Source organism: Nostoc sp. UHCC 0870, from assembly GCF_022063185.1.
Classification (GTDB): Bacteria; Cyanobacteriota; Cyanobacteriia; order Cyanobacteriales; family Nostocaceae; genus Trichormus.
On record NZ_CP091913.1, the window covers coordinates 2,997,019 to 3,021,682 of the forward strand.

Sequence of the window (24,664 nt, forward strand, 5' to 3'; positions counted from 1 at the left end):
TAATAAATAGACAGGAATTACTAAGAAAAGGTGTTGAAAACTAGAACGGTATTCACCACTACATCTTTTAGTCAGCCTATCTAAACTAGGAATATCAGCTATTAATCACATTTTGATATCAGTCAATAGAGGCGATAAAGATAATGACAGGAACTTTCAACGTAGGTCTAAATACTGTTAACTCTGGTGGTAATGGAATTACAGATTTAGAGAAAGCAATTTTAGCAGCGATCGCAGAAGCCCGTAGCACCTGTGAACAAAGTGGCGATAATTCTCCTAATTGTGCTGTAGCCTGGGATATTGTAGAAGAATTACAAGCCGAAAAATCTCATCAACAACAAGCCTTAAAATATAAAACCGCTTTAGATAAATACTGCGAATTATATCCAGAGGCTTTAGAGTGTCTAATTTATGATGTTTAGAGTGTTGACGGTTGACGGTTGACTGCACTTTTTTGGTGAAAATCAGCTATGGCTGATTCCGTCATTTGTTGGATAGCACTTAAATCTAGCGGTGGTGTTTCACCTTCTGTTTGTAACCATAAGAGGTATTCAATATTTCCAGCCGGGCCAGTAATGGGCGACCAAGTTAAACCTTTGTATCTCCAACCTAATTCGTTAGCTACTCGCAACACCTGGAAAATAGCATCAGCTTGGTCATCGGGGTCGCGCACCACACCTTTTTTACCTACACGAGATTTCCCGACTTCAAACTGAGGCTTGACCAGCAACACTGCTTCACGAGGGGGTTGAGTTAGTCGCCAGACAGCAGGCAAAATCTTGGTTAAGGAAATAAACGAGACATCCACCACCGCCAAATCAGGAATCGGGTCATCTTCACCATATAAATCCCCAGGTTCTAGTTGACGTAAATTTGTACGTTCCCGCAACTTCACCTGGGGATTATTGCGTAAACCCCAGTCGGTTTGTCCATAACCGACATCAACGCCGTAAACTAATTTAGCTCCAGCTTGTAGTAAACAATCAGTAAAGCCGCCTGTAGAAATCCCCCCATCTAAGCAAACACGCCCTGCAATGGGAATCGCAAATACATCTAAAGCCTTAGCGAGTTTATCACCACCACGAGACACAAACCGCGATCGCTCTTTAATCTTAATTTGAGCAGCAGCATCAACCTCTGTCCCAGGCTTATCAATTACCTGTTGATTAACCATCACTTCCCCCGCCTGAATTAGCCTCTGTGCTAAAGCGCGAGAAGTACATAAATCTAACTCTACTAATAAGGTATCAAGTCGCTGCTTAACCAATCTCACCTGCCAAAAACATTTTTAAAATACTATTACCTATTACCACTCAAAACTCATTACTCAAAACTCATTACTCATTACTCATTACTCATTACTCATTACTCATTACTCATTACTCATTACTCATTACTCAAAACTCAAAACTCAAAACTCATTACTCATTACTCATTACTCATTACTCATTACTCAAAACTCATTACTCATTACTCATTACTCATTACTCTCCACTATCTAAATCCTCCAAAAATGGCTAACCCATAATACTTCCAAGGTACTGCTACAGTCTTAAATCCAGCCTGAGTCAGCATTTGCAGATGAGTGTCTAAAGTAGCAAGTTGGTCTTGATCAGAGTATCCTTGTTGACTGCTGTTACCAACTTTAGCGCGAATCTCTGTTAAATTAGTCCCTTGTTGGTTTGCCCATTCTTCTCGCGCCTCTTGATAAATTTCCGCTAGGGCTGGCGATTCGGGTAAAATTGGGTCTGCATTCCAAAAACAACCATCTTGTTTGAGACTGGCAGCAATACGCTTAAATAATTTTAGCTTCATCTCATCCTGAAGATGGTGAATCGCTAAGGATGAAACACAAGCATCAAATTCACTACCAATATCTAATTTTTCTGAATTAATAGCCCATTCACCGAAATCCGCTTGTATTCCCGTCCATCTTTGTTCGTATCCGGCTGCGGTGATTTTATCTTGGGCAAATTGCAGCATCCGGGGTGAGTAATCTAGGGCAATAATTTGCGCCTCTGGACAGCATTTAAGTACCTTGAGACTAACTTCACCTGTACCGCAGCCTAATTCTAAAATGTAATGACTATTAGAAGGCAGACAATGGGTAAGAACATCTAGTATTTCATCGTATCGTGGCAATAAACTACGAATCCCGTGATCAAAATCAGCCGTATTGGCGAATACTTCTCCAGGAAATAGCTGTGACATAGTTACTTTAATCAGGTACTCCGCCTATTATATTTTGCATGATTCCCCAACCTCTACTATTTCTACTCTCGTTTTTGACTAGCACAGTGGATATTAACTCATAATGAGAGGTAGCCACTCATGAGGAGATTCTCGATTCCCATTGTTGGGAAACAATATGCTACAGCTAATCACTATCATCTTTGTTGTAATTCTAGGTTCAGCGTTGTGTTCTAGTATAGAAACCGCGCTGTTTTCTGTTTCTACCCTCAGGGTCAGACAATTAGCACAATCAAATAACCCGTCAGCCGTTGCACTATTGGCGATTCGGGAAAATATGAATCGCCCAATTGCAACCATTGTGATTCTCAATAACATCTTTAATATTATTGGCAGTATCGTCACAGGTAGCGTTGCAACTCAAGCATTAGGATCACGGTGGTTAGGTGTATTTTCAGCTGTCTTGACTTTCTTGATTATCATTTTTGGTGAAATTATTCCCAAAACAATAGGAGAAAGGTATTGTGAACCAATTGCAATGCTAACAGCTATACCCATTACTGGGCTTTCTATTGTCTTTACACCCCTAGTATGGATTTTAGAAAACGTCACTGCACCCTTTTCTAAAGGTAAAAAAAGACCTACTACTAATGAGGCAGAAATCAAGCTACTTGCAAATATTGGTCAGCAGGAAGGGATCATTGAAAGTAATGAAGCAGAAATGATTCAGAGGGTGTTTAAACTCAATGATGTCACAGCTTCGGATCTCATGACCCCCCGCATTATGCTGACACATATCGACGGACATCTCACGATCGCTGAGGCGACAGCAGAAATTATCGCTTCCCAGCATACCCGGATTATTGTGACGGATGACTCGATTGATCAAGTCATGGGTTTTACTTTAAAACAGGAATTACTCACTGCGATCGTTCAAGGAAATCAAAATCACCAAATTTCTACACTGACTCGCAAAGTTCGCTTCGTACCTGAAGTAATTCAAGCAGATAGACTGCTAAAAAACTTCATCGAAGCCCGTGAACATCTGGCTGTAGTAGTAGATGAATATGGTAGTGTCGCCGGTGTAATCACTTTAGAAGATGTGCTGGAAGTGATAACCGGTGAAATTGTCGATGAGACTGATAGAAGTGTTGATTTGCAAGAAATCGCCCGTAAAAAGCGAGAAAAAATGTTGCAATCTATTAGTAATAGTAATTCCTCTTGGCAATGATTTGTTAGTAATTAGTGATTGGTAATTAACGTGAGCTTTTCAGGAATGCAATTCTTAAAAGCTCACGTTACAATACCTTTCTGGTGGTAAATTGGGTAGATAAATTTCTTGAACCCTGGTAATTGTCTATAAAAAACTATAGACCCAATAATACAAGCTACACCATCAATAATTAATGTATTAGGCGCACCTATATGACTTGCTAATACTCCACCTAATAAATTACCTACAGGTATCATTCCTAAAAATGACATTGTGTATAAGCTCATTAATCTGCCGCGCTTATCTTCTTCTACAATTGTTTGCAAAAATGTATTACTACCAGCTATTTGTAAAATTGTTCCTAACCCTACAAATAACATACTAAATAGAGAAACTGGTAAAAATCTAGAGTTAGCAAAGGTAATCAAACCAACACCTAAAATTGCTGGTGCTATGGCGATTAATTTACCAAGTCCTAAAATTGTTCTGCGTGTAACTAAATAGATTCCTCCAGATAATGCTCCTAGTCCTGAAGCTGCCATCAAAAATCCTAATGTTTCTGCATTACCTGCTAATATTTTTTCAGCAAAAATAGGCACAAGAATAGTATTTTGTAGTCCCATCAAACTGACTAAACTTGATAGGATTAAAATAGCTCGAATCGGGGGAAAACTAAAAGCATATACAAATCCCTCTTGAATTTTTTGTAAGGGATTTCCTGGACTTGCTGAGATTGTCCAAGGTTTGATGGTCATCGCTAATAAACAAGCAATAACTGCAATATAACTCAACCCATCAATTAAAAAACAGTACGCTATCCCAAACTGAGCAATTAATAAACCACCCACAGCCGGGCCAATTAACCGCGCACCATTAATCATAGTTGAATTGACAGCGATCGCATTGGCTAAATCGCCTCTGTGTTCTACTAGTTCTGGTACAAATGCTTGTCTAGCTGGTGCATCTAAAGCATTAATAAATCCTTGAAACAGGCTTAAGGCGATGATTTGCCATATTTGAATCACCCCAGTAAATGTTAATGTGGCAAGCACTAACGACTGTACCATAGATAGTATCTGTGTACCAATTAAGGTACGATAGCGCGAAAAGCGATCTACAAATACTCCGGCAAAGGGAGCAAGAAAAAAGTTAGGAATTTGGCTAGAAAATCCCACAATTCCCAGCATTAGAGGTGATTTTGTTAAATCGTAAACTAGCCAAACTGTCGCCAGTTGCGTCATCCATGTGCCAATTAAAGAAATTCCCTGTCCCGCAAAAAACAAACGATAGTTTCTTGAGCTAAATACAGGTATTAGCCGCCATTTCTGATGATTCATGAATTATTTAAAATGCTAGTTTTTTTGAAATTAATATTTAAAATGCGTAATATACGTAGTCTATAATTTTTATATCTGTTTTTTCGTGTACGTAGTATTTTTTACAAAAAATTAGGAAATTTCTTCACCCAGTTGGATGATTCAGAAGCAATACTTAAGAAAGGTTAGCGATCGCACGATTGAGAAGTTGGGAAAAAATTTCCCGATCAGCAATAGCAATACCTTGCATGGCTTCCTCACGCACCTCAGCTGCGATCGGTGGTAATACAGTTTCTAATTCCTTCCCAGCATCAGTTAGCCAAATTCGCCAGATACGGCGATCGTGGGTATCCCGTTCTCGACGCACTAAACCACGTTCTTCCATCCGGTCTAGGACACCAGTTAGTGTACCCCCCACTTGTTGAAGTTTTTCCCCAATACTAGAAGTAGGTAAACCATCTTCTTGCCACAAACAGCATAAAACCAGCCAATGAAATGGTGTTAAGCCAAAGGGTTCTAGCTTATCAGTAAACTTGCGGGTAAGTAACTGTGAAAGTAGTTTGATTCTATAACCCAAGTTATAAGGGGCTAGGTTATGCTGCCATGACTCTGTAGTTAGAGAATGATCGGGTTGAACAATCATCGAATATTTATTTAGTGTGCGTAATATTTATTGTAAATTGATTTAATATTTTTGGCAATTAAGAGTGCTGAGTTAAATTTGCTTTTAGCGTAGGTACAAGAACCCCACCCCCAACCCCCTCCCCGCAAGCAAGGAGGGGGCTATGATATACCTCATGTGATTAGGAAACGCTATCAGCCCATACTTTTTTACTTTTTAACACTCAAGACTCAGCACCGGCTAAACGCCGCGCTACCGCTAACAGCACTCTTCCGCTTCTAATTGACTCCCTTGAGTTTGCGAGTGTTGTCAACTAAACTTTGAGCGAATTGATCAAATCTTTGAGAAAGCTTTTCATCTAAAATTTTACCTTCGGGACTGAAAGCACCATAAGCTTGTCCGATCGCAATTTGTTCTGGAATTACCCAACCATGTACCCAACGGATAATCAACCGCAGATCGTTTAAAGCGTTGCTATTGGATTGACCACCCAGCACACTAATTAGTCCTGTGACTTTTCCAGACAATTCCTCAAAACTCATTAAATCTAGGGCATTTTTGATGACACCGCTAACACCGCCATGATATTCAGGGGTAGCTAAAACTAATCCATCGCTGTTGCGTACAGTATCACGCAACTTCTGAACATCAGGATATTCTGAATATTCTTTAGCTCCGGTGCAAAATGGTAATTGCAACTGTCGTAAATCGAGAATTTCTACCTCTGCACCTATAGCTTCTAGCCGTTGTGCTGCTACTTGTAAAGCCAATTGGGTGTAGGAGTTGGGTCTTAAACTACCGCCGATGCCAACAATTTTTACCATAATTCACCCATCATTAAGTATTTGTAAAATACGAAGTCATTACGACTATGTTGATTATCTTAACGATTTATTTTTCCACAGTCAAATTACTGAGAATTGGGTATAGGGCATTTTCCTCTCCCTTGTCCCCTCCGTCCCCCTGCCCCTCTGCCTCTTTTGGGAGTTAGACTAGATTAGATAAGTAGTAATTTCCAGTTATCGCAATTTTTGCTAGAAGAGTAGTCAGAAAAATATGCTCGGCTTATGGCAGCAGACAAAGGGTAATTTTTATGAAAAATTTTGCTAAGAAGGCATTGATGAAACAGCAATCACCAAAGCGCGTTGCTTGGACTGGTGCATTAGCAGCCAGTTTGATTATGTTACCGACTATGTTTGGAGGTAATCCTGCTTTAGCAGAAAAGACGGAACGCGATTCTTTAACCTATGGGGGATTAATTCAGAAAATTAATCAAGATCAAGTCAAAAAAGTAGAACTGGATGAAACTGAACAGATAGCAAAAGTTTATTTAAAAGGTGAAAAGCCAGACGCAGCACCAAAACAGGTGAGGCTATTAGAGCAAAATACAGAGTTGATTTCTAAACTCAAAGAAAAAAACGTTGATTTTGGTCAAGTCTCTTCTGCCAATAGTAGGGCTGCGGTGGGGTTATTGATTAACCTCATGTGGATTTTGCCTCTGGTGGCTTTAATGCTGCTGTTTCTGCGTCGGTCTACCAATGCTTCTAGCCAAGCGATGAATTTTGGTAAATCGAGAGCGCGTTTCCAAATGGAAGCCAAAACCGGCGTGAAATTTGATGATGTAGCTGGTATTGAAGAAGCTAAAGAAGAATTACAAGAAGTTGTCACTTTTTTAAAGCAACCGGAAAGATTTACAGCCGTTGGCGCACGTATTCCCAAAGGGGTGCTGCTGGTAGGCCCTCCAGGTACAGGTAAAACTTTACTAGCAAAAGCGATCGCTGGGGAAGCTGCTGTACCATTCTTTAGTATTTCCGGTTCTGAGTTTGTGGAAATGTTCGTGGGTGTAGGTGCTTCCCGCGTCCGCGATTTATTTAAGAAAGCCAAAGAAAATGCCCCCTGTCTCATATTTATTGATGAAATTGATGCGGTAGGTAGACAACGGGGTGCGGGTATTGGTGGCGGTAACGACGAGAGAGAGCAAACCCTCAACCAGTTACTGACTGAGATGGATGGCTTTGAAGGTAACACTGGCATTATTATTATTGCTGCTACCAACCGTCCTGATGTCTTAGATGCAGCATTACTCAGACCGGGACGCTTTGATCGCCAGGTGATAGTTGATGCACCCGATCTTAAGGGTCGCTTGGAGATTTTGAGAGTTCATTCCAAGAATAAGAAAGTTGATCCTGATGTATCTTTAGATGCGATCGCCCGCCGGACACCAGGGTTCACCGGTGCAGATTTAGCCAACTTACTCAATGAAGCTGCCATTCTCACCGCCAGAAGACGCAAAGAAGCCATTACCATCCTCGAAATTGATAATGCTATAGACCGAGTTGTCGCGGGGATGGAAGGGACACCCCTAGTAGACAGCAAGAGCAAACGCTTGATTGCTTACCACGAAGTCGGACACGCCTTAATTGGCACATTAATTAAAGACCATGACCCAGTGCAGAAAGTCACCCTCATTCCACGGGGACAAGCACAAGGTTTAACTTGGTTTACTCCCAACGAAGAACAAGGCTTAATTTCCCGTTCCCAACTCAAAGCCAGAATTACGTCTACTTTAGGCGGTCGTGCGGCTGAGGAAATTGTTTTTGGTAAATCAGAAGTGACAACAGGTGCAGGAGACGACCTGCAAAAAGTCACATCAATGGCACGCCAAATGGTGACACGTTTTGGTATGTCTGAATTAGGGCCATTATCCCTAGAAACTCAAAATAACGAGGTATTTTTAGGTCGTGACTGGATGAATAAATCAGAATATTCTGAGCAAATAGCTGCCAAGATTGATTCACAAGTTCGTGAAATTGTCAATATTTGCTACCAAACATCTAAGGAATTATTGCAAGAAAACCGAGCATTAATGGAACGTCTAGTAGATTTGTTGGCAGACCAAGAAACAATTGATGGTGATTTATTCCGCAAAATTGTGGATGAGAATAATACACAATTAATTGATGAAAAGGTCGCGGTATCTCATTAAGAAGGTGACAGGGGACAGGGGACAGGGGACAGGGGACAGGGGACATGAGTTATATAATAGCCCCCTCTCCTTGCTTGCCTACGGTGTACACACAAGTGCTACCCACATACATTTCAGAACCTTGAGAAAATTCTCAACTGTCATGTTGAATGTAGCGATAGCGAAATGAAACATCTAGAGACTACGGTGGAAGTCCGAGATTCTTCCTTTCGCTCCGCTCCACTCAGAATGACATTGAAGGGCTATAAAGCAAGTGGTGACTGGGATTTTAAGACTTGTGTGTACACGGTAGCCTTGCTTGCGGGGAGGGGGTTGGGGGTGGGGTTCTTGTACCTCAATAAAGCAAGAACCGCTATAACAGTCATTCTCCCTTGTCTACCTTGTCTCCCCACTCCCCAATTCCCTAACTAACGATGTAAGGTGAATTAATTGCCGGTACACGACGAGCATCGACTAAAGCTTGATACACTATCGCTACTACCTCGCCGCGTGTAGCATCGCGGGTAGGATTGAGTAGTTTGATATTGGGGTAATTAACGATAATTTTTTTGTCTATGGCTTTGGCTACCTGATTTTTACCATAATCAGGAATTTTGGCATTATCATCAAAAACTTTAATGGCGTTGGCAACATTAGTAGGTAAACCTAATCCTAGCCCATTGACCAAGGAAACTATAACTTGCACACGCTGAATATTCTGATTGGGTTTGAATGTTCCATCGGGATAACCAGAAAGGAATAGACCTTGATATGCCTGTACAATCACCTTAAATGCCCAGAAGTTTTCAGGTACATCTTGAAATCTGATGACAGCCCGATTTGGTGCTGGGTTAAAAGCTTTAACTAATAAGGCTGCATATTGTCCGCGTGTCATTGTAGCATCAGGTTTAAATGTCCCATCTGGAAAACCGCTAACTATTCCCTGTTTGACTAATTCCTGAATAAATGGTGCAGCCCAATGATTACCAATATCTTTTAAGTTTATAGGGCTTGGAATTGGAGTTGGTGTCGGCGTTGGAGTTGGTATTGGAGTTGGAATTGGCGTTGGCGTTGGAGTTGGAATTGGTGTTGGTATTGGAGTTGGTATTGGCGTTGGTGTTGGCGTTGGTGTTGGTATTGGCGTTGGTATTGGCGTTGGTGTTGGAGTTACTATTGGTTCAGGTTCAAGTTCAGGTTCGGGGGTTGGTATTGGTATAGGTACGGGGATAGGCGTTGGTATTGGAGTTGGCGTTGGTGTTGCTATTGGAGTTGGAGTTGGAGTTGGAATTGGAGTTGGTGTCGGCGTTGGTGTTGGAGTTGGTGTCGGTGCTGTAACTTGAATATCTACAAACTCTATATTCCCTGCAACCTTAGTTTTATCTATTTGATTACCGACAGATACTAACTTATTGGCACTAACATTTTGTACATCAAATTTAGCATTATTGCGTAGAATGTTACCGCCTGGGGTATTGGTATTACCAAGATCAGGTAGGGCATTAGCAATAACAGTCAAACCATCATCTGTATTGTTTTCAATAAGATTATTACGCAATATGGGACGGGAATTACCAGAGGCGATTATCCCAGAACGGTTTTCGTAAATTTTATTATCTATAAGTGTGGGTGATGCAGTGTCACTAATGGCAATGCCAAAACCTGTTTTAAAGCAGACATTACCTTGAAGTTTACCTTGAGAATTTTTAGCGATCGCAATTCCGTTGGCTGCATTCTCGGTAAAAACATTCCCAATAATTACTGGGTTAGCATCACCTGTAGCAAATACACCCTCGCGCTTGCAATTAATAAAGGTGCAATTAGCAACAGTGGGGGTAGTTGATTCCGCCCAGACACCACTACCACGACTATCGGGATTAGTCACCGTCACGCCTCTTAGTTCCGCACCATCCAACATCACAAAGGTAACGTTTTGACGAGCAAAAGTCCGGCTGAGGTAGTTTCCACTACCTTCTATGAAAATATTATTGCCTTTGTTGGCTTCATTACCGATAACTTTGACACTAAAGGGAATCGCTAGGGGGAAAATTTCACCGTTATCGGCTTTGTAATTCCCACCAGCTAGTTGAATAGTGGTATTGGGTGAAGCGACTTTTAGGGCTTGGGTAATCGTTTTGAAGGGGGCTGCTTGGCTACCGGGATTGGTGTCGCTGCCTATAGCTGGATTTACGTAAAGATTTTGAGTCATATTTATACTGTAGAAAAATACATAGCCATACTAACGCTAACTGTGAAAATAGCTAGCGATCGCTAACATTTGCAACATTGACTACCAAATTTCGACAGCATATTCCAGAAAATTATCAGATGAATGGCTGTAAGACTGGCGATTGGCGACTGGAAATAGCAGTTAAATTATCAATTGTTGTACGATAATTTGAACTACACCAATGACCATCTCTACAAACAGCCAGCCAAATACGCAAATGAAAATCACCTGCATCAGGTTGATATTTAATAAAAATATTTCTATAAATTAAGTAGAAATCAAAAGTAGTTGCAATTGAAAAAATATGGGTTAAATTTCCAATTTTTAACTGTTTGAAGATTTGAGAAGTATGCAAGAAGTCTATATGATTTCAGCAGTACGCACGCCTATTGGTCGGTTTGGAGGGGTTTTAGCGGATTGTCTCCAGTAGATTTAGGTACTATGCGAACAGCTTTAGAAAGAGCAAAAGTATCGGCTGCATCTTTAGCGATCGCTATTACCGCCAGATTACTCAACAATCCTGATATAGCAGTGTCGGCTGCTGCTGTTTACAGTAATATCTAATTACTCATTTTTTGTCATCAAGAAGATGCACGTTATTAGTTTTAAACTATTAAGAGAATATGGAGAAAATCACGCTGATTCTGAGGAAGCTCTGAATAACTGGTATAAAATTGCTAGTAAAGCTAAATGGTCAGACTTGGTTGAAGTACAGCAAGTTTTTGCTAAAGCTGAGGCTGTAGGTAACTTTACAGTTTTCAATATTAAAGGCAATAAATACCGCTTGATTGTTAGTATAGATTATGAAGGTCAATTAATTTATATTAAATATATCCTCACTCACGCAGAATACGATAAGGATAATTGGAAAAATGACCCTTACTTTTAATTCAGAAAAATACAAAGAACTATTAACAGCGTATCTTCCCAAGCTGATCAAAACTGAAGCAGAAAACGAACAAGCGTTAGCCATTGTTGAAGATTTAATGCACCGTGAACGCACTCCTGAAGAGAATGAACTCTATCAATTATTAATAACTTTAATTGAAAAATTTGAACAAGAATATTATCAACCTGATCAACCAAATATACCTCAATCTATGCTGTTATTTCTTTTAGAACAATCTGATAAAACCAAAGCTGATTTACAAGCTGTTTTAGATTCAGAAAATTTGGTTGATAATATTTTAAACGGCAATCAAAAGATAACTCCAGAATTAGCGCAAAAACTTGGAGGCTTTTTTCATGTGGAAGCAAGTTTATTTGCAAGTCCCTGAATTACAGCATAGACATAGCCTATTAAGGGACTTCCAGATAAAAAAATATCCAAAATGTAGGGTGCTTCAGTGCGAGAGAACTTAACTTTGTCATAGTCATCATGTCATGATATCTTCCCTAGAATAGGCACTATCTCCACGTACTAAAATTTCAACCTCCTCCCTGCATCTCTTCAATGTTAAACAAACTAATTAATACTCCCGCTAAGGGAATAGATAAGAAAACTCCCACCAATCCTGCAACTTTAGCTCCTACTAATAAGGCAAAAAACATAAAGACTGGATTCATGTTAATTGAGCCTTGCATAATTCGCGGCATGAGTAAATTTTCTTCTACTTGCTGGAGCAGAATACAACCAATTAATACTTTTATACTCACCCAAATTCCTTGAGGTAAAACAATTAGAGAAACCAGAGCAATTCCGATTGTAGCTCCGATGCCAGGAATTAAATCAAATACCCCTGCGATCGCTGCTAAAAATAGCGCGTAAGGTAATTGCAAAATAATAAATACAATAAATACTGAAACTCCAAAAAACAAAGATAACAATAAGCGTCCCCAAAAGAATCCTAAAAAGTTCTGTTGAATTGCTACTGTGAGTTTATCCCGCATATTCTCTGGGAAAATTTTTAAAATAAAACACCAAACTCTTTGACCATCTAGCAACATAAAGAAAGCTACAACTGCTATCAGAATCAAATCTATGAAATTAAATAATAACCCTGGAATATTTACCAAACCAGTACCAATAAATGATAGTACCTGATTGCGGAGTTCATTTTCTATAGCTTTAAAATCAACTCGGAAATTTAAATTTGTCAAGAAAATTTGTAATCTATCTAATATACTAATAGCAGAATCTAGAAATTTAGGTGCTTGATTTACTAGTTCTTGTCCTTGAGATAAAATTGCAAAACCCAGTGTAGCTACTAACCCTACAACAATTAGTAAACTGAGTAAAAAAACTATGATAACTGCAATACTATGTGGTAAAAATCTCTCAGACCACCGTACTGGATAACTCAACAAAAATGCGAGAATACCTGCAAAAATAAAAACAACAATTACTGTAGCAAAATAACTTAAAAATTGAACAATTCCCCAACCCAGTGCAAAAAGTAATACATAGCGGATCAGCTTGGCATTATTTAGCTGATCCCAGATTTTTGTAATATTTGTCTCATTCATATATAAAAATTAAATATTATCATATTTTATTTTTCAAAAAAAGTTTACCAAGAAGACAATATAAATTCATCTAACTCTAGTAAGCAAAAAATTACTAACATGGAAATAGTGTTGAGTCACCGAAGTTTGCCCGGAGGGAAACCCTACTTGCAACTTCTCGCTGTTAGCGGTAGCGGGACGTTGAGCAGCGTACTGAGTTCTAAGTATCTTTATCAAGTTATGGTAATAAAAAGATTACATTTACTAGTCTTATTTAATTTTCTTAATTCATAGCAATCAGTAAACAAATAAACAGCAATCCCAGTAATAGTAACAAAGTCTGATGACGTTTAATCAAGTTACGAATAGTGTTTGTCAAACTAGTATTAATACGCTGTTGTTCTAAAATGGATTGCTTTTCAGAAATATTTTGGTAAAGAGTACAGTCTTTAGCGTAGGGACGTTGGGGAAAGTTGCAAGTATCATCAGCATGGTATGTGCAACTATTGCACAGATATTCATTTTTATTGGCACAGTGCAGAGTAATACCGGGATGTCCGTAGGCTTTAAGTGTTGTTCGACAATAAGGACAAGTCAAAGCCTGACTATCAATGAGTTGGTGACAGTGGGGACAAGATACAGTAGCCACAATTTAAGCTCAAATTACTAAACACTCTGATTTTAACTATTATGGGTTGAGTCCAGGGGGAATATTATTTCCCGCCCCTCTCAGTTAGATCCGTGCGTACCCGTTTCCGTGTACACGGCTCCCGATGTTCTTAGCTTTCGCGTTTGCTCATGTGAATATAATCGTGGCAGCTTTCGTGAATGGCAAGAAGGTTTTTAGTTTTCCAGTTTTGGTGGTTTCCATCAACATGATGTAAATGTACCTTCTCATCACTGAGCATTTTTAGACCACAATTACCACATTTATGGTTTTGCCGTTTGAGGGCTTTAGAGGTATCGTTATCATAGAGCTTGCTGTTGCGCTCGCTCCAGTAACTCAAATCTCCGTCGTAGGGTGATTTCTCGCCTTTGACATTGATATGTTTATTTTCGGAGTAAGGAACTGCTGGGAATGACTTATCTAGTAATTTCTTGCTAGTGTAGCGATTCTGTTTAGTTTCCTTATTGAATACCCTAAATGCTCTTGTTTCGATGTGGTATAACGAGTTTCTAGTCCCGTCCATCTTGCAGAAGCGGTGATAATTCCTCCAACCTCTGACTACCGGGGCTAATTTCTCAGCCTTTGTTGTAGCACCATAATTCGAGTTGTTGACGATGAATTTTACTTTCTTGCGAAAAGCTTTGTAGTTGTCCACTGATGGAACGCATTTAAACTTCTCGTTTTTCTGGACTTTAAAATTCCAGCCGAGGAAATCAAACCCATCTGTCGCAGCGGTTAGCTTTGTCTTTTTCTCACTGACTTTCATTCCCCGCTCTGCTAGGAACTGACTGATTTTGTCAAGTATTTCTGTGGCATCGTCTTGAGGTCTAAGTATTATTACCATGTCGTCCGCATAACGGATTGTTGGTTCAATAATCCTTTCCTTTGAGGTTTTGTCGGTAATTCGACTGTTAGAGTCCACGTGGTATCTATGAATACCTTCAATTCCATTTAAGGCGATGTTAGCTAGAAGTGGACTTACCACCCCACCCTGGGGAGTTCCTTGTTCGGGAAATTCTGGATTGACTCCGGCTTTGAGACATCGGAATATTCCTTGTCTTATGCTCTTAGGAGCAATGAGTCTGTCCATTATGGCGTTGTGGTTTATCCGGTCGAAGCATTTTTCAATATCGAGTTCTAGAACTCGTTTATCTATTCCGTTGGCGTTTGAACTTAGGTTAAGGAACAAGATTTTCTGAGCGTCATGCGCTGAACGTCCCGCTCTGAACCCGTAGCTGTATGCGTGGAAGGTTGCTTCGTGTGCTGGTTCTAATGCGTATTTGATAAGGCATTGGTAAGCCCTATCTGCTAATCCCACTATGGATTGAGGGGAAACCGGAAAATCTAGTTCCCATTTCCAAGGGGAGGGTTAGCGTGGGGTAAACAGAGGATTGATAGTGATTCGATAACTTGTGTGTACACCGTAGGCTACGCTGAGGAAGGGGAATTACGCGAAGTTTGTTAAATTAATGGATAAGCAAGTTTGCAGTCAGGACTTTAGTCCTTAGAAAAATTAGGACTGAAGTCCTGACTACGAACCGTCAAAACTAAATTGACACAGGAGTATTCGACCTTCGGCAACCTTACCCAGTAAAAATGTGTCAACATATTCAGTGCGCGATGCGTCGGTTGTTGTCCATACACAGAAGCAGGTTTACGGTGGTAAGAACTATGCGTCCTTGGCTAAGTACATTTTCTTTAGTGCTACTACTCCAAAGCTTCCCAGTAATTGTGCAAGCGCAAGTGACCGAAACTACTGCGGGAGTGACATCAGAGGCAATTCAACAGGTAGTTGCCGCTAAGTTGATGACTAATTCATCTGATGGTAACTTTTATCCAGAAAGGTTGATAAGTCGTGCAGAATTAGCGACGATTTTAGTCAAAGCATTTAAGTTAGATAGACAAGAAGCTGCTCAACAAGAAAAACCAATACCTATATCAGATGTTTCCCCTTCTCACTGGGCATATCGAGATATTCAGATAGTGCTAAGAACAGATGTGATGAGAGGTTATCGGGGGAATTTGTTCTTCCCTAATCAACGGGTGACAAGGGCAGAAGGCTTGGCTATTTTCGCCCAAGCTTATGGTGTGTTTCAGTTTGGTGATGATTATGTGAACGAAATTCTCGCCGCACACCCAGACGCAGCATCTATACCTAGTTGGGCTAGAAGAGCGATCGCCACAGTAATCACTGAAGGGTTTATTAATACTGATGCTCAAAACAATATATCCCCCTTAAGACCGATGAATCGCGGGGATATGGCCTATCTTTTGAGTAAATATTTGCAAAGACAACAAAAGCAACCGGAAATGCCAGAAGTTCCCAGTGTTACCAACACTCCACCATTTTTCTAGTTCTCAAAAGCAAAAATAAAAAAGTGCAAGTCACAAAAATGACACACCCATAATGTGGGCTTTTTTTGATATTTTCCTAATAACTGTCTATTTTGTTACTGTCCTTGCAGGTAACTGGATACATACTTTAAAGTAATTTTGCGGTATGAGCTTTCAGCATAAATACTAAGAAAAAATGCTGAAGGTATTGTGACTAATTCCCCGTTACATAAAAATACATTTTAGACTGCTACTTAGTACCAGTCTAATTCTATCGGCAACCCGACCGTGGGAAAATCAAAATACCGAAAGTTAGAGATTAAAGAGGAAAACACTATAATATGCACTTGAGCGAAATCACCCATCCCAATCAGTTGCACGGCTTATCTATTCGGCAACTGCAACAGATTGCCCGCCAAATTCGAGATAAGCACCTGCAAACAGTCGCAGAATATGGTGGACATCTAGGGCCTGGTTTGGGTGTTGTAGAGTTAACACTAGGGCTTTACCAGACTTTAGATTTAGATCGGGATAAAGTAACTTGGGATGTAGGACACCAAGCTTATCCCCACAAACTCATCACAGGACGTTACAGTAACTTCCACACCCTCAGACAAAAAGACGGAATTGCCGGTTATCTCAAGCGTGGTGAAAATCAATTTGACCACTTTGGCGCGGGTCATGCTTCTACTAGTATCTCAGCCGCCTTGGGTATGGCTTTAGCACGAGATTTAACTGGGGAAAAATTTAAGGTAGCGGCGGTCATTGGTGATGGTGCTTTAACTGGCGGTATGGCTTTAGAAGCCATCAACCACGCCGGACATTTGCCCAAAACTAACCTGCTGGTGGTTCTCAACGACAATGAGATGTCCATCTCTCCCAACGTGGGGGCAATTCCTCGCTACCTGAATAAAATGCGCCTCAGTCCACCGGTGCAGTTCATCAAAGATAATTTTGAAGAACAATTCAAACACATTCCTTTTGTGGGTGAATCCTTATCTCCCGAACTAGGACGCATCAAGGAAGGGATGAAGCGTTTGGCTGTTCCCAAAGTAGGGGCAGTTTTTGAAGAACTGGGCTTTACCTACATGGGGCCAGTAGATGGGCATAATTTGGAAGAATTAATTGCTACCTTCCAACAAGCACATCAAATTGCTGGGCCAGTTTTAGTCCATGTGTCTACAGTTAAGGGTAAAGGTTATGAAATCGCTGAAAAAGACCAAGTAGGCTATCACGCCCAAACCCCTTTTAATTTGACCACGGGCAAAGCAATTCCTTCCAATAAGCCTAAACCCCCTGCTTATGCCAAAGTCTTTTCTCACACCCTCGTCAAACTTGCCGAACAAAACCCCAAAATTATTGGGATTACGGCAGCAATGGCGACAGGAACAGGCTTAGACAAACTGCAAGTCAAATTACCCAATCAATATATTGATGTCGGTATTGCAGAACAACACGCTGTCACCCTAGCGGCTGGATTAGCTTGTGAAGGTATGCGCCCTGTGGTTGCTATCTACTCTACCTTCTTACAACGGGCTTATGACCAGATCATTCACGATGTCTGTATCCAAAAACTCCCAGTATTCTTTTGCTTAGACAGGGCAGGTATTGTGGGTGCGGATGGCCCTACCCACCAAGGTATGTATGACATTGCTTATCTGCGTTGTATTCCCAATATGGTGTTGATGGCCCCTAAAGATGAGGCAGAATTGCAACGGATGATTGTTACTGGTATTGAACATACCAGTGGCCCTATTGCTATGCGTTTCCCCAGAGGTAACGGACACGGTGTTCCCCTGATGGAAGAAGGTTGGGAATCTTTGGAAATCGGTAAGGGTGAAATTCTCCGCAATGGCGATGATGTGTTGATCGTTGGCTATGGCACAATGGTTTACCCCAGTATGCAGGCGGCGGAAATTCTCAGTGAACATGGTATTGAAGCAACTGTGATTAATGCCCGATTTGTTAAGCCTTTAGATACAGATTTAATTGTACCTTTGGCTCAGAAGATTGGGCGCGTGGTCACTCTTGAGGAAGGCTGTGTGATGGGTGGCTTTGGTTCAGCTGTAGCGGAAGCCTTGCTAGATGCTGATGTGGTAGTTCCCGTGAAGCGCATTGGTATTCCAGATGTGTTGGTTGAACACGCTACACCAGATGAATCGAAGGCAGAATTAGGATTAACTAGTCGTCAGATAGCCGAAAGAGTTTTGGAGGCGTTCTTTCAGCCAAAAGTGTCTGCTGTTGTTTAGTTGATCAGTTTTTATTTCTTGCATAAATATTTTTTTGTTTCGCGCAAAGGCGCAAAGACGCAAATAAGAACGCTGTAATCGTGACTTTTGCAAGAGGTCTAATAAATAACCCCTCAAGACAGGGGTTATTTTTTTATGGAAAATAAATTTTTTAGGAAACTGTCAATATATCTAGAAAGGGATTAATTAATCATAATTTGCTGAGACGATCGCCATAAAGCTGACTCTATTGGTGATGCGATCGCCTGTTGAAGATGGTACTAATATGTGAGTCAATTTAACTAACTATCAGTTCCCTACCACTATGCAATCAATTCTCTGGCAGGGTATAACTCATGCTTCTATAGGTTCAGTGTTATCAACACCAATTAAAGACCCAGTACCCGTCTTTTTGATGATTTTGGGGATTATGTTGATTGCTCCCCTACTTTTTGAGAAAATCCGGCTACCTGGTATTGTCGGCTTAATTTTGGCGGGTGTGGTAGTCGGCCCTAATGTACTAGGACTTTTGGCACGGGATCAAACAATTGTCCTGCTGGGTACTGTGGGTTTGCTGTTTCTTATGTTTATGGCAGGTTTGGAAACTAGCTTAGATGACCTGAAATACAATGCTGATAAGGCGGTTATCTTTGGACTGGCTACTTTTCTTGTGCCGATGGGATTAGGAACGGCAGCCATGATGGGTATTGGCTACGATTTATTACCTGCGGTTTTGGTGGCTTCCTGTTTCGCTTCCCATACCTTACTCGCGCTACCCATCGCCAGTAAATTGGGCATTATGCGTTCTCAAGTTTTAACTACTACCCTTGGCGGCACGTTAATTACCAATATTTTGGCACTTTTGGTATTAGCAGTAGTAGTCAGAGCGCATCAAGGTAATTTAACTCTGAGCTTTTGGCTATTCTTGATTCCAGCTTTAATTATTTACACCTTCTTGACTTTATGGGGTGTACCTCGCATCGGTCAATGGTTTTTTCAGAAATTTGGCCATGATGAAGGGGCAGAATTTACCTTTGTTTTAGCTACTTTGTTTGTAGTATCCTACGGAGCAGAATTAGTCCAAATTGAGCCGATTATTGGGGCTTTTTTGGCAGGGGTAGCTATTACACAACTGATTCCCCAACTTAGTCCTTTGATGAATCGGATTCAATTTATCGGGAATACCTTGTTTGTCCCGTTCTTCTTGATTTCTGTGGGGATGTTGGTTAATCCTGGCATTTTGATTAAAGAACCGCGATCGCTGATAGTATCTGGTGTGATGGTAGTGGTGGCGATTGTCGCTAAGTACATACCAGCTTGGGGTGCAGGTAAGTTATTTGGCTTGGATTTTAACAATATTATGGTGATGTTTGGGTTATCAGTGGCTCAAGCAGCATCAACTTTGGCTGCTATTACTGTGGCTTATAATATCCAGTTAGTTGACCAACTTACAGTTAATGGCACAATTGCCATGATTCTAGTTACCTGTATTGCTTCACCTTGGGTAACAAATCAGTGGGGGCAAAAACTCAAGCCAGAAGTAACTAGTACCCAAAAAATTCAAGATGGTAGTAGTATAGGCGATCGCGTTTTAGTCCCAGTGGCTAATCCCAGTACAGAAGATAATCTCCTCAAATTAGCCATTATTCTGGCAAAATCTGCAAATGGTACTCTGTTACCTCTGCACATATTATTAGAAGAAACTGCCCCCATTTCCCCAGAGGCCAAAGCCAGACAAAACCAATTACTATCCACAGCCGAAATGATCGCCCATGCGGCGGTTGCTAATGTCACCCCCATCGGTCGTATTGATGAAGCTATAGATAAAGGTATCGCCCGTGTTGCTGAAGAAAAGCACGCGAGTGTAATTATCTGCGGTTGGAAAGGTTACTCTACTTATCAAGAGAACTTATTTGGTGGTGTGATTGACAAAATTGTGCAGCGTAGCAGTGTCCCCGTTTTGGTATCTCGCTTTCCTTTACCAATTGAACATACCAAGCGAGTGTTTTTGGCTTTCACCAGCCAACAGATGCGTACTAGTTCTTTCTCCCAAAGCATTCAATTGGCTAAAAGTCTAGCCACAGAACTCAAAGCCTCTTTACAACTGTTACAAGTCGTCCCAGTTAGGGAGACAACTAGTGAGTTAACTGATATCGAACTACCCCCAGACACACCAATTCAACAGGTGCGCGGTAATTTTGTGAGGCAAGTTTCCCGATTACTCAAAAGCAATGATTTACTGCTGTTAAATGGCGCAGTAGAACACAAAAACCAACTATTGGTACTATTTGGCAAAGCACCAGAAGCGATCGCTCGTAATCACCCGGAAATTGCTATGATTATCGGTTACTTTCCCCAATAGAATGGGGTGTAGGGGTATAGGGGTGTAGGGGTATAGGGGTGTAGGAGAAAAGAAGGAAGAAAGAGTTTTTCCCTGTCACCTGTCACCTGTCACCTGTCCCCTGTCCCCTGTCCCCTATCACCTGTCCCCTATCACCTGTCCCCTGTCCCCTGTCCCCTGTCCCCTTCCTATGATTTACCCCGTTATTTGGCAAAATAATTCCGTCTTACTAATTGACCAAACCCGTTTACCTAATGAATATGCGGTTGTAGAAATTCACCGTAGCGAAGACATGGCGCGGGCGATTAAAACTATGATTGTGCGGGGTGCGCCGGCTATTGGTGTAGCAGCCGCCTATGGGATGTATTTGGGGGCGCGGGAAATTGAGACAAGCGATCGCCACGAATTTTTAGCACAACTAGAACAAGTCGCTGATTTATTACGGGCTACTCGTCCCACCGCCGTAAATTTATTTTGGGCAATTAGTCGGATGATGAAAATTGCCTACGCTACCCCAGGAACAGTCACAGATATTCAACGAGTTTTATTACAAACAGCCCAAGCCATTAATGTTGAGGATGTGCAAACCTGTCAGGCGATCGGTGATCATGGTTTGCAACTATTGCCCACAACCCCAGAAAAGCTAACACTACTAACGCACTGTAATGCTGGGGCTTTAGCTACGGCTGGTTATGGTACAGCATTGGGGGTTGTGCGTTCTGCTTGGCGTGAGGGACGTTTAGCACGTCTGTTTGCAGATGAAACCCGTCCCCGGTTACAAGGCGCAAAACTCACGGCTTGGGAAGCTGTGCAAGAAGGTATCCCCGTCACTGTCATTACTGATAACATGACAGCCCATTGTATGCAGCAGGGTTTAATTCATGCTGTGGTCGTCGGTGCAGATCGTATTGCTGCTAATGGTGATACTGCCAATAAAATTGGTACTTATAGTTTAGCTATTGTAGCTAAGGCACATAATATTCCTTTCTATGTGGCAGCACCTGTTTCTACCATTGATTTTGAATTATCTGATGGTAGTCAAATCCCCATTGAAGAACGCAACCCAGAGGAAATTTATCAAGTTGGTGATACCATCCTGACACCATCTGGTGTGGAATTTTATAACCCAGCTTTTGATGTGACTCCAGCCGATTTAATTACAGCCATCATCACAGAAAATGGTGCGTTTGCTCCTAGTGAGTTAAGGAAATCTCAAATACAATCAGTAGCTTAAGTGGCTATTTTAACAGTCAACAGTGATCTATTTATCCCTGGTGAAACACCACACCCTAAAGGTGGAATACGTTGGTGGCGGGTATAAATACTAGTGTAAGTCCCTTTCATCCCTATACTCTTGCAGGATACGCTACAGTTGCAGCTATATATTGACATAATACAAATTATATGCGTAAAAATAAGCATCTGTTATTAGGCTGATATCAATCTAATAGAGCTATGCAAAGAAGATTTAATGGTAAAATTATTTCTGTAAAAGTCAATTTGCTGTGAGTGGTAGATACACATTCAACACAATTCGGTTAAGGTGCATAGTTTTTGAAGATACCCCTTAGTCCCAAGGGAGTTAGCCGGTTGATTTCATACAAGCAGAGAAAAAATAAAACTGGGTTTCCAAACCTCGCTTGGGGGAGAGGTTTAGAGATGGGTAAAAGCCATGCCACAAAACGAGAAATAAAGACCTTATATATTTTCTTTTTTCGTATGAAACCACCTTGCTTAGTCCCAAGGGGGTTGGGTGAATCTAGTATTATCCGAACCGTATTAGATACACATTTTATTCTTCTACTACTTTTTTTGTTCTATTTATATTGCGGTCAGGTCTAATAATGATGGTCAATAAAATAGTTGCCAACAAATACTATATTTACACTAAACCCCAAGAAAAGTTAATTTCCTGGGATATCTACGAAGTTAATCCACAGAATTGTGGGTTTGTTGCTTATTTCGGAAAAGTTTTTCAGGTAATAGAAAAGAATTTGCAAAAAACAGGACTTACCTTCTATGTAACAATGTCAGAAATCAATGAACTCCCATCCTATGGAGACAATGTTGTTGTTTTCATACTAGGAGATGAGTTGTGTCGTATCCCAAAGTATACACACAAGGTAGGAGCAGTCTTTAAATGCTATGGCACAAACCAAATACTCGGATGTAATCCCTTTCTGAATCCTTCCTATCTCAACTTAGTCACAACAATTAAATTTTTGAAAAACTGGGCTATTCGTTTACCTGAGATGGTAAATTATAAGTTTCACAAGTTTAAAAATTCGAGGTTGGGTAAAAGAAAAATCACGCCCATTTTCGACATTCCTTTGGGGTACTTCAATTCAGAAGATTTGCCAATAAAAAATATGCAGGAGCGTCTTTACGATGTTTTTTTTGCTGGTAGTGTAGTACATACTCATTATCCCATATGGTCATTGCAATTTTGGTTGAGAACTCCAAAAACTATTGCTCGTGAAAATATGCTATCTGCTTTAAATAATTTTAAGAAAAAACATCCTGAGTTGAAAGTAGAAATCTCATTGACTCAATCTTTTGGTACTGCAAGTGCGAGTGCAGAAGCTATTAGCTATAATCAGAAGATGATGAATTCAAAAATATGTCTCGCTCCTAGAGGCACTTCATTTGAAACATATCGCTTTTTTGAAGCTATCAAATATGGCTGTATAGCCATAACAGAAGCTTTGCCTCAAAGGTGGTTTTATAAGAATTCTCCTGCTATCCAAATGAAAGATTGGCAACATCTGGAAGCAGTATTAGAAAACTTACTTCAAAACCAAGCATATATGGAACGAATGCACCAAAAATCTTTGCATTGGTGGAAAACTAAGTGTTCAGAAACCGTTGTTGGTGAGTATATATCCAAAGAATTAAACCATCTGTTTTATAGATAGCTGATGGGAAAAGGAGCGATGGTAGATTTTAATTGCTCCTTTTACTATTATCATAGTAAGTCTAATCTTATTAGAGCCATAGTTAATCTAAAGGTAAAAGTCTATCGCCTGTCTTGGGGTCAAATACAAACAACTGATTTAAATCTAGTTGTAAATGTAAGCGATCGCCTGGATGAAGACGCACATGACCACCCAATTGAATATTTAGCAACGTCGTAGCACCAGGTAAACCAGCGCGTACTAAGGTTTCCCTTCCTAAAGGTTCTATCACCTTCACTTCTACTAAAAGTCCTGAGTCTTCACTGATTGTCATGTGTTCTGGACGAATACCCAAATCAATGCTTTGTCCTTGGGGTATCTGCAATTTATCTTGGATGAATGTGGGAATTTCGATTAATTGCCCACTCACATCAAAACAACCATTTTTATAAATAGCAGGCAAAATATTCATGGGTGGACTACCTAAAAAACTTGCCACCATTTGATTTGCAGGACGAGCATAAATTGTTTGAGGATCACCAATTTGTTGAATCCTTCCCCGATTAAGTACCACAATCTTATCTGCCAAAGTCATGGCTTCGACTTGATCATGGGTGACATAAATAGTTGTCACACCTAATTGTTGATGTAGCTGTTTTAATTCTGCCCTGGTATCATCTCGCAATTGAGCATCTAAATTAGATAAGGGTTCATCTAATAAAAATACTTGGGGTTCACGGGCGATCGCTCTCCCTAATGCTACTCGTTGTTGTTGCCCACCAGACAGTTGCTTGGGTTTACGGTCTAATAAGTGTTCCAAAGATAGCGATCGCGCTACACTCACTACCCTATCTTGAATGATTTTCGGGTCAACTTTCCGCATCTTCAAGCCAAAGGCGATATTTTCACCCACCGTCATGTGGGGATACAGTGCATAGTTTTGGAACACCATCGCCACGTCTCGCGCTCTTGCTGGGACGCTATTCACCAATTGATCGCCAATAAAGAGTTTGCCAGATGTAGCAGTTTCTAAGCCTGCGATCGTCCTTAAAATTGTAGATTTACCACAACCGGAAGGGCCGACTAACACCCAAAACTCACCATCGGGAATTTCAAAGGTAATATCCTCGATCGCAGTGACATTGTTAAATTTACGCTTAATATCTTCTAGAAGAACTCTGGCCATGATTCAATTTGATATTTTTAACTAGGGACGGCTGAA

Annotated in this window: 21 protein-coding genes; 11 read left to right on the plus strand and 10 right to left on the minus strand. The window is 40.7% G+C overall.

Annotated elements, in window-relative coordinates; all coding sequences use genetic code 11:
• Nucleotides 1-143: 143 nt before the first annotated feature.
• Nucleotides 144-422 carry a Calvin cycle protein CP12 gene (locus L6494_RS12990; RefSeq protein WP_237995506.1) on the plus strand — a complete coding sequence of 93 codons (279 nt, stop codon included), beginning with the start codon at nt 144-146 and terminating at the stop codon, nt 420-422.
• Here L6494_RS12990 and L6494_RS12995 read toward each other — a convergent pair.
• Nucleotides 419-1,267, minus strand: coding sequence for a TlyA family RNA methyltransferase (locus L6494_RS12995; RefSeq protein WP_237995509.1), 849 nt, complete (start codon nt 1,265-1,267; stop codon nt 419-421). The genes L6494_RS12990 and L6494_RS12995 overlap by 4 nt on opposite strands.
• A gap of 227 nt (nt 1,268-1,494) precedes the next feature.
• On the minus strand, nt 1,495-2,211 hold the full coding sequence (locus tag L6494_RS13000; protein ID WP_237995511.1) for a class I SAM-dependent methyltransferase: 717 nt from the start codon (nt 2,209-2,211) through the stop codon (nt 1,495-1,497).
• A 157-nt stretch (nt 2,212-2,368) separates the two neighbouring features.
• On the opposite strand from L6494_RS13000, the gene L6494_RS13005 reads away from it, so the two are divergent.
• Nucleotides 2,369-3,421, plus strand: coding sequence for a hemolysin family protein (locus tag L6494_RS13005; RefSeq protein WP_237995513.1), 1,053 nt, complete (start codon nt 2,369-2,371; stop codon nt 3,419-3,421).
• A gap of 62 nt (nt 3,422-3,483) precedes the next feature.
• Here L6494_RS13005 and L6494_RS13010 read toward each other — a convergent pair whose 3' ends face one another.
• The 3 genes from L6494_RS13010 to L6494_RS13020 form a co-directional block, all read right to left on the minus strand.
• Nucleotides 3,484-4,740, minus strand: a complete 1,257-nt coding sequence (locus tag L6494_RS13010; protein WP_237995515.1) for an MFS transporter — start codon at nt 4,738-4,740, stop codon at nt 3,484-3,486.
• Between the two features lie 154 nt (nt 4,741-4,894).
• Entirely contained in the window at nt 4,895-5,362 is a 468-nt protein-coding gene (locus L6494_RS13015; RefSeq protein WP_237995516.1) for a MarR family winged helix-turn-helix transcriptional regulator, read from the minus strand.
• A gap of 257 nt (nt 5,363-5,619) precedes the next feature.
• Entirely contained in the window at nt 5,620-6,165 is a 546-nt protein-coding gene (locus L6494_RS13020) for an NADPH-dependent FMN reductase (protein WP_237995518.1), read from the minus strand.
• Between the two features lie 269 nt (nt 6,166-6,434).
• Here L6494_RS13020 and ftsH point away from each other — a divergent pair, with 269 nt between their 5' ends.
• Nucleotides 6,435-8,327, plus strand: coding sequence for an ATP-dependent zinc metalloprotease FtsH (gene ftsH, locus L6494_RS13025; RefSeq protein ID WP_330911082.1), 1,893 nt, complete (start codon nt 6,435-6,437; stop codon nt 8,325-8,327).
• 403 nt (nt 8,328-8,730) lie between these two features.
• Here ftsH and L6494_RS13030 read toward each other — a convergent pair whose 3' ends face one another.
• A complete protein-coding gene (locus L6494_RS13030; protein ID WP_237995520.1) occupies nt 8,731-10,512 on the minus strand; it encodes a DUF1565 domain-containing protein in 1,782 nt (593 codons plus the stop codon).
• Between the two features lie 438 nt (nt 10,513-10,950).
• On the opposite strand from L6494_RS13030, the gene L6494_RS13035 reads away from it, so the two are divergent.
• Genes L6494_RS13035 through L6494_RS13045 form a run of 3 tightly spaced genes read left to right on the plus strand, consistent with a single transcriptional unit; the run spans nt 10,951 to nt 11,810 of the window.
• Entirely contained in the window at nt 10,951-11,097 is a 147-nt protein-coding gene (locus tag L6494_RS13035; RefSeq protein WP_237995522.1) for a hypothetical protein, read from the plus strand.
• Nucleotides 11,098-11,122: 25 nt separating this feature from the next.
• A complete protein-coding gene (locus tag L6494_RS13040) occupies nt 11,123-11,422 on the plus strand; it encodes a type II toxin-antitoxin system HigB family toxin (protein ID WP_237995524.1) in 300 nt (99 codons plus the stop codon).
• The gene (locus L6494_RS13045) at nt 11,406-11,810 is read left to right on the plus strand and encodes a helix-turn-helix domain-containing protein (RefSeq protein ID WP_237995526.1); all 405 of its coding nucleotides are present in this window, start codon (nt 11,406-11,408) and stop codon (nt 11,808-11,810) included. The genes L6494_RS13040 and L6494_RS13045 overlap by 17 nt, the downstream gene beginning before the upstream one ends.
• Nucleotides 11,811-11,961: 151 nt before the next feature.
• On the opposite strand, the gene L6494_RS13050 is transcribed toward L6494_RS13045, so the two are convergent.
• The 3 genes from L6494_RS13050 to L6494_RS13060 all read right to left on the minus strand — a co-directional run bounded on the left by L6494_RS13050 (nt 11,962) and on the right by L6494_RS13060 (nt 14,963).
• Nucleotides 11,962-12,999, minus strand: a complete 1,038-nt coding sequence (locus L6494_RS13050; RefSeq protein ID WP_237995528.1) for an AI-2E family transporter — start codon at nt 12,997-12,999, stop codon at nt 11,962-11,964.
• Nucleotides 13,000-13,261: 262 nt separating this feature from the next.
• Nucleotides 13,262-13,627, minus strand: a complete 366-nt coding sequence (locus L6494_RS13055) for a zinc ribbon domain-containing protein (RefSeq protein ID WP_237995530.1) — start codon at nt 13,625-13,627, stop codon at nt 13,262-13,264.
• Nucleotides 13,628-13,757: 130 nt separating this feature from the next.
• Entirely contained in the window at nt 13,758-14,963 is a 1,206-nt protein-coding gene (locus L6494_RS13060; RefSeq protein WP_442946998.1) for a group II intron reverse transcriptase, read from the minus strand.
• 353 nt (nt 14,964-15,316) lie between these two features.
• Here L6494_RS13060 and L6494_RS13065 point away from each other — a divergent pair, with 353 nt between their 5' ends.
• The 5 genes from L6494_RS13065 (at nt 15,317) to L6494_RS13085 (ending at nt 23,463) form a co-directional block, all read left to right on the plus strand.
• A complete protein-coding gene (locus L6494_RS13065; protein WP_237995997.1) occupies nt 15,317-16,000 on the plus strand; it encodes an S-layer homology domain-containing protein in 684 nt (227 codons plus the stop codon).
• 320 nt (nt 16,001-16,320) lie between these two features.
• Nucleotides 16,321-18,228, plus strand: a complete 1,908-nt coding sequence (gene dxs, locus L6494_RS13070; RefSeq protein ID WP_237995532.1) for a 1-deoxy-D-xylulose-5-phosphate synthase — start codon at nt 16,321-16,323, stop codon at nt 18,226-18,228.
• A 304-nt stretch (nt 18,229-18,532) separates the two neighbouring features.
• Complete coding sequence (locus L6494_RS13075; RefSeq protein WP_237995534.1) at nt 18,533-20,569, plus strand: cation:proton antiporter domain-containing protein; 2,037 nt, start codon at nt 18,533-18,535, stop codon at nt 20,567-20,569.
• A 169-nt stretch (nt 20,570-20,738) separates the two neighbouring features.
• Nucleotides 20,739-21,782 (plus strand): S-methyl-5-thioribose-1-phosphate isomerase, encoded by a 1,044-nt coding sequence (gene mtnA, locus L6494_RS13080; RefSeq protein WP_237995537.1) that lies wholly within the window; start codon nt 20,739-20,741, stop codon nt 21,780-21,782.
• A 610-nt stretch (nt 21,783-22,392) separates the two neighbouring features.
• Nucleotides 22,393-23,463, plus strand: a complete 1,071-nt coding sequence (locus tag L6494_RS13085) for a glycosyltransferase family 1 protein (protein WP_237995538.1) — start codon at nt 22,393-22,395, stop codon at nt 23,461-23,463.
• 82 nt (nt 23,464-23,545) lie between these two features.
• Here L6494_RS13085 and L6494_RS13090 read toward each other — a convergent pair whose 3' ends face one another.
• Nucleotides 23,546-24,628, minus strand: coding sequence for an ABC transporter ATP-binding protein (locus tag L6494_RS13090; RefSeq protein ID WP_237995540.1), 1,083 nt, complete (start codon nt 24,626-24,628; stop codon nt 23,546-23,548).
• Between the last annotated feature and the right edge of the window lie 36 nt (nt 24,629-24,664).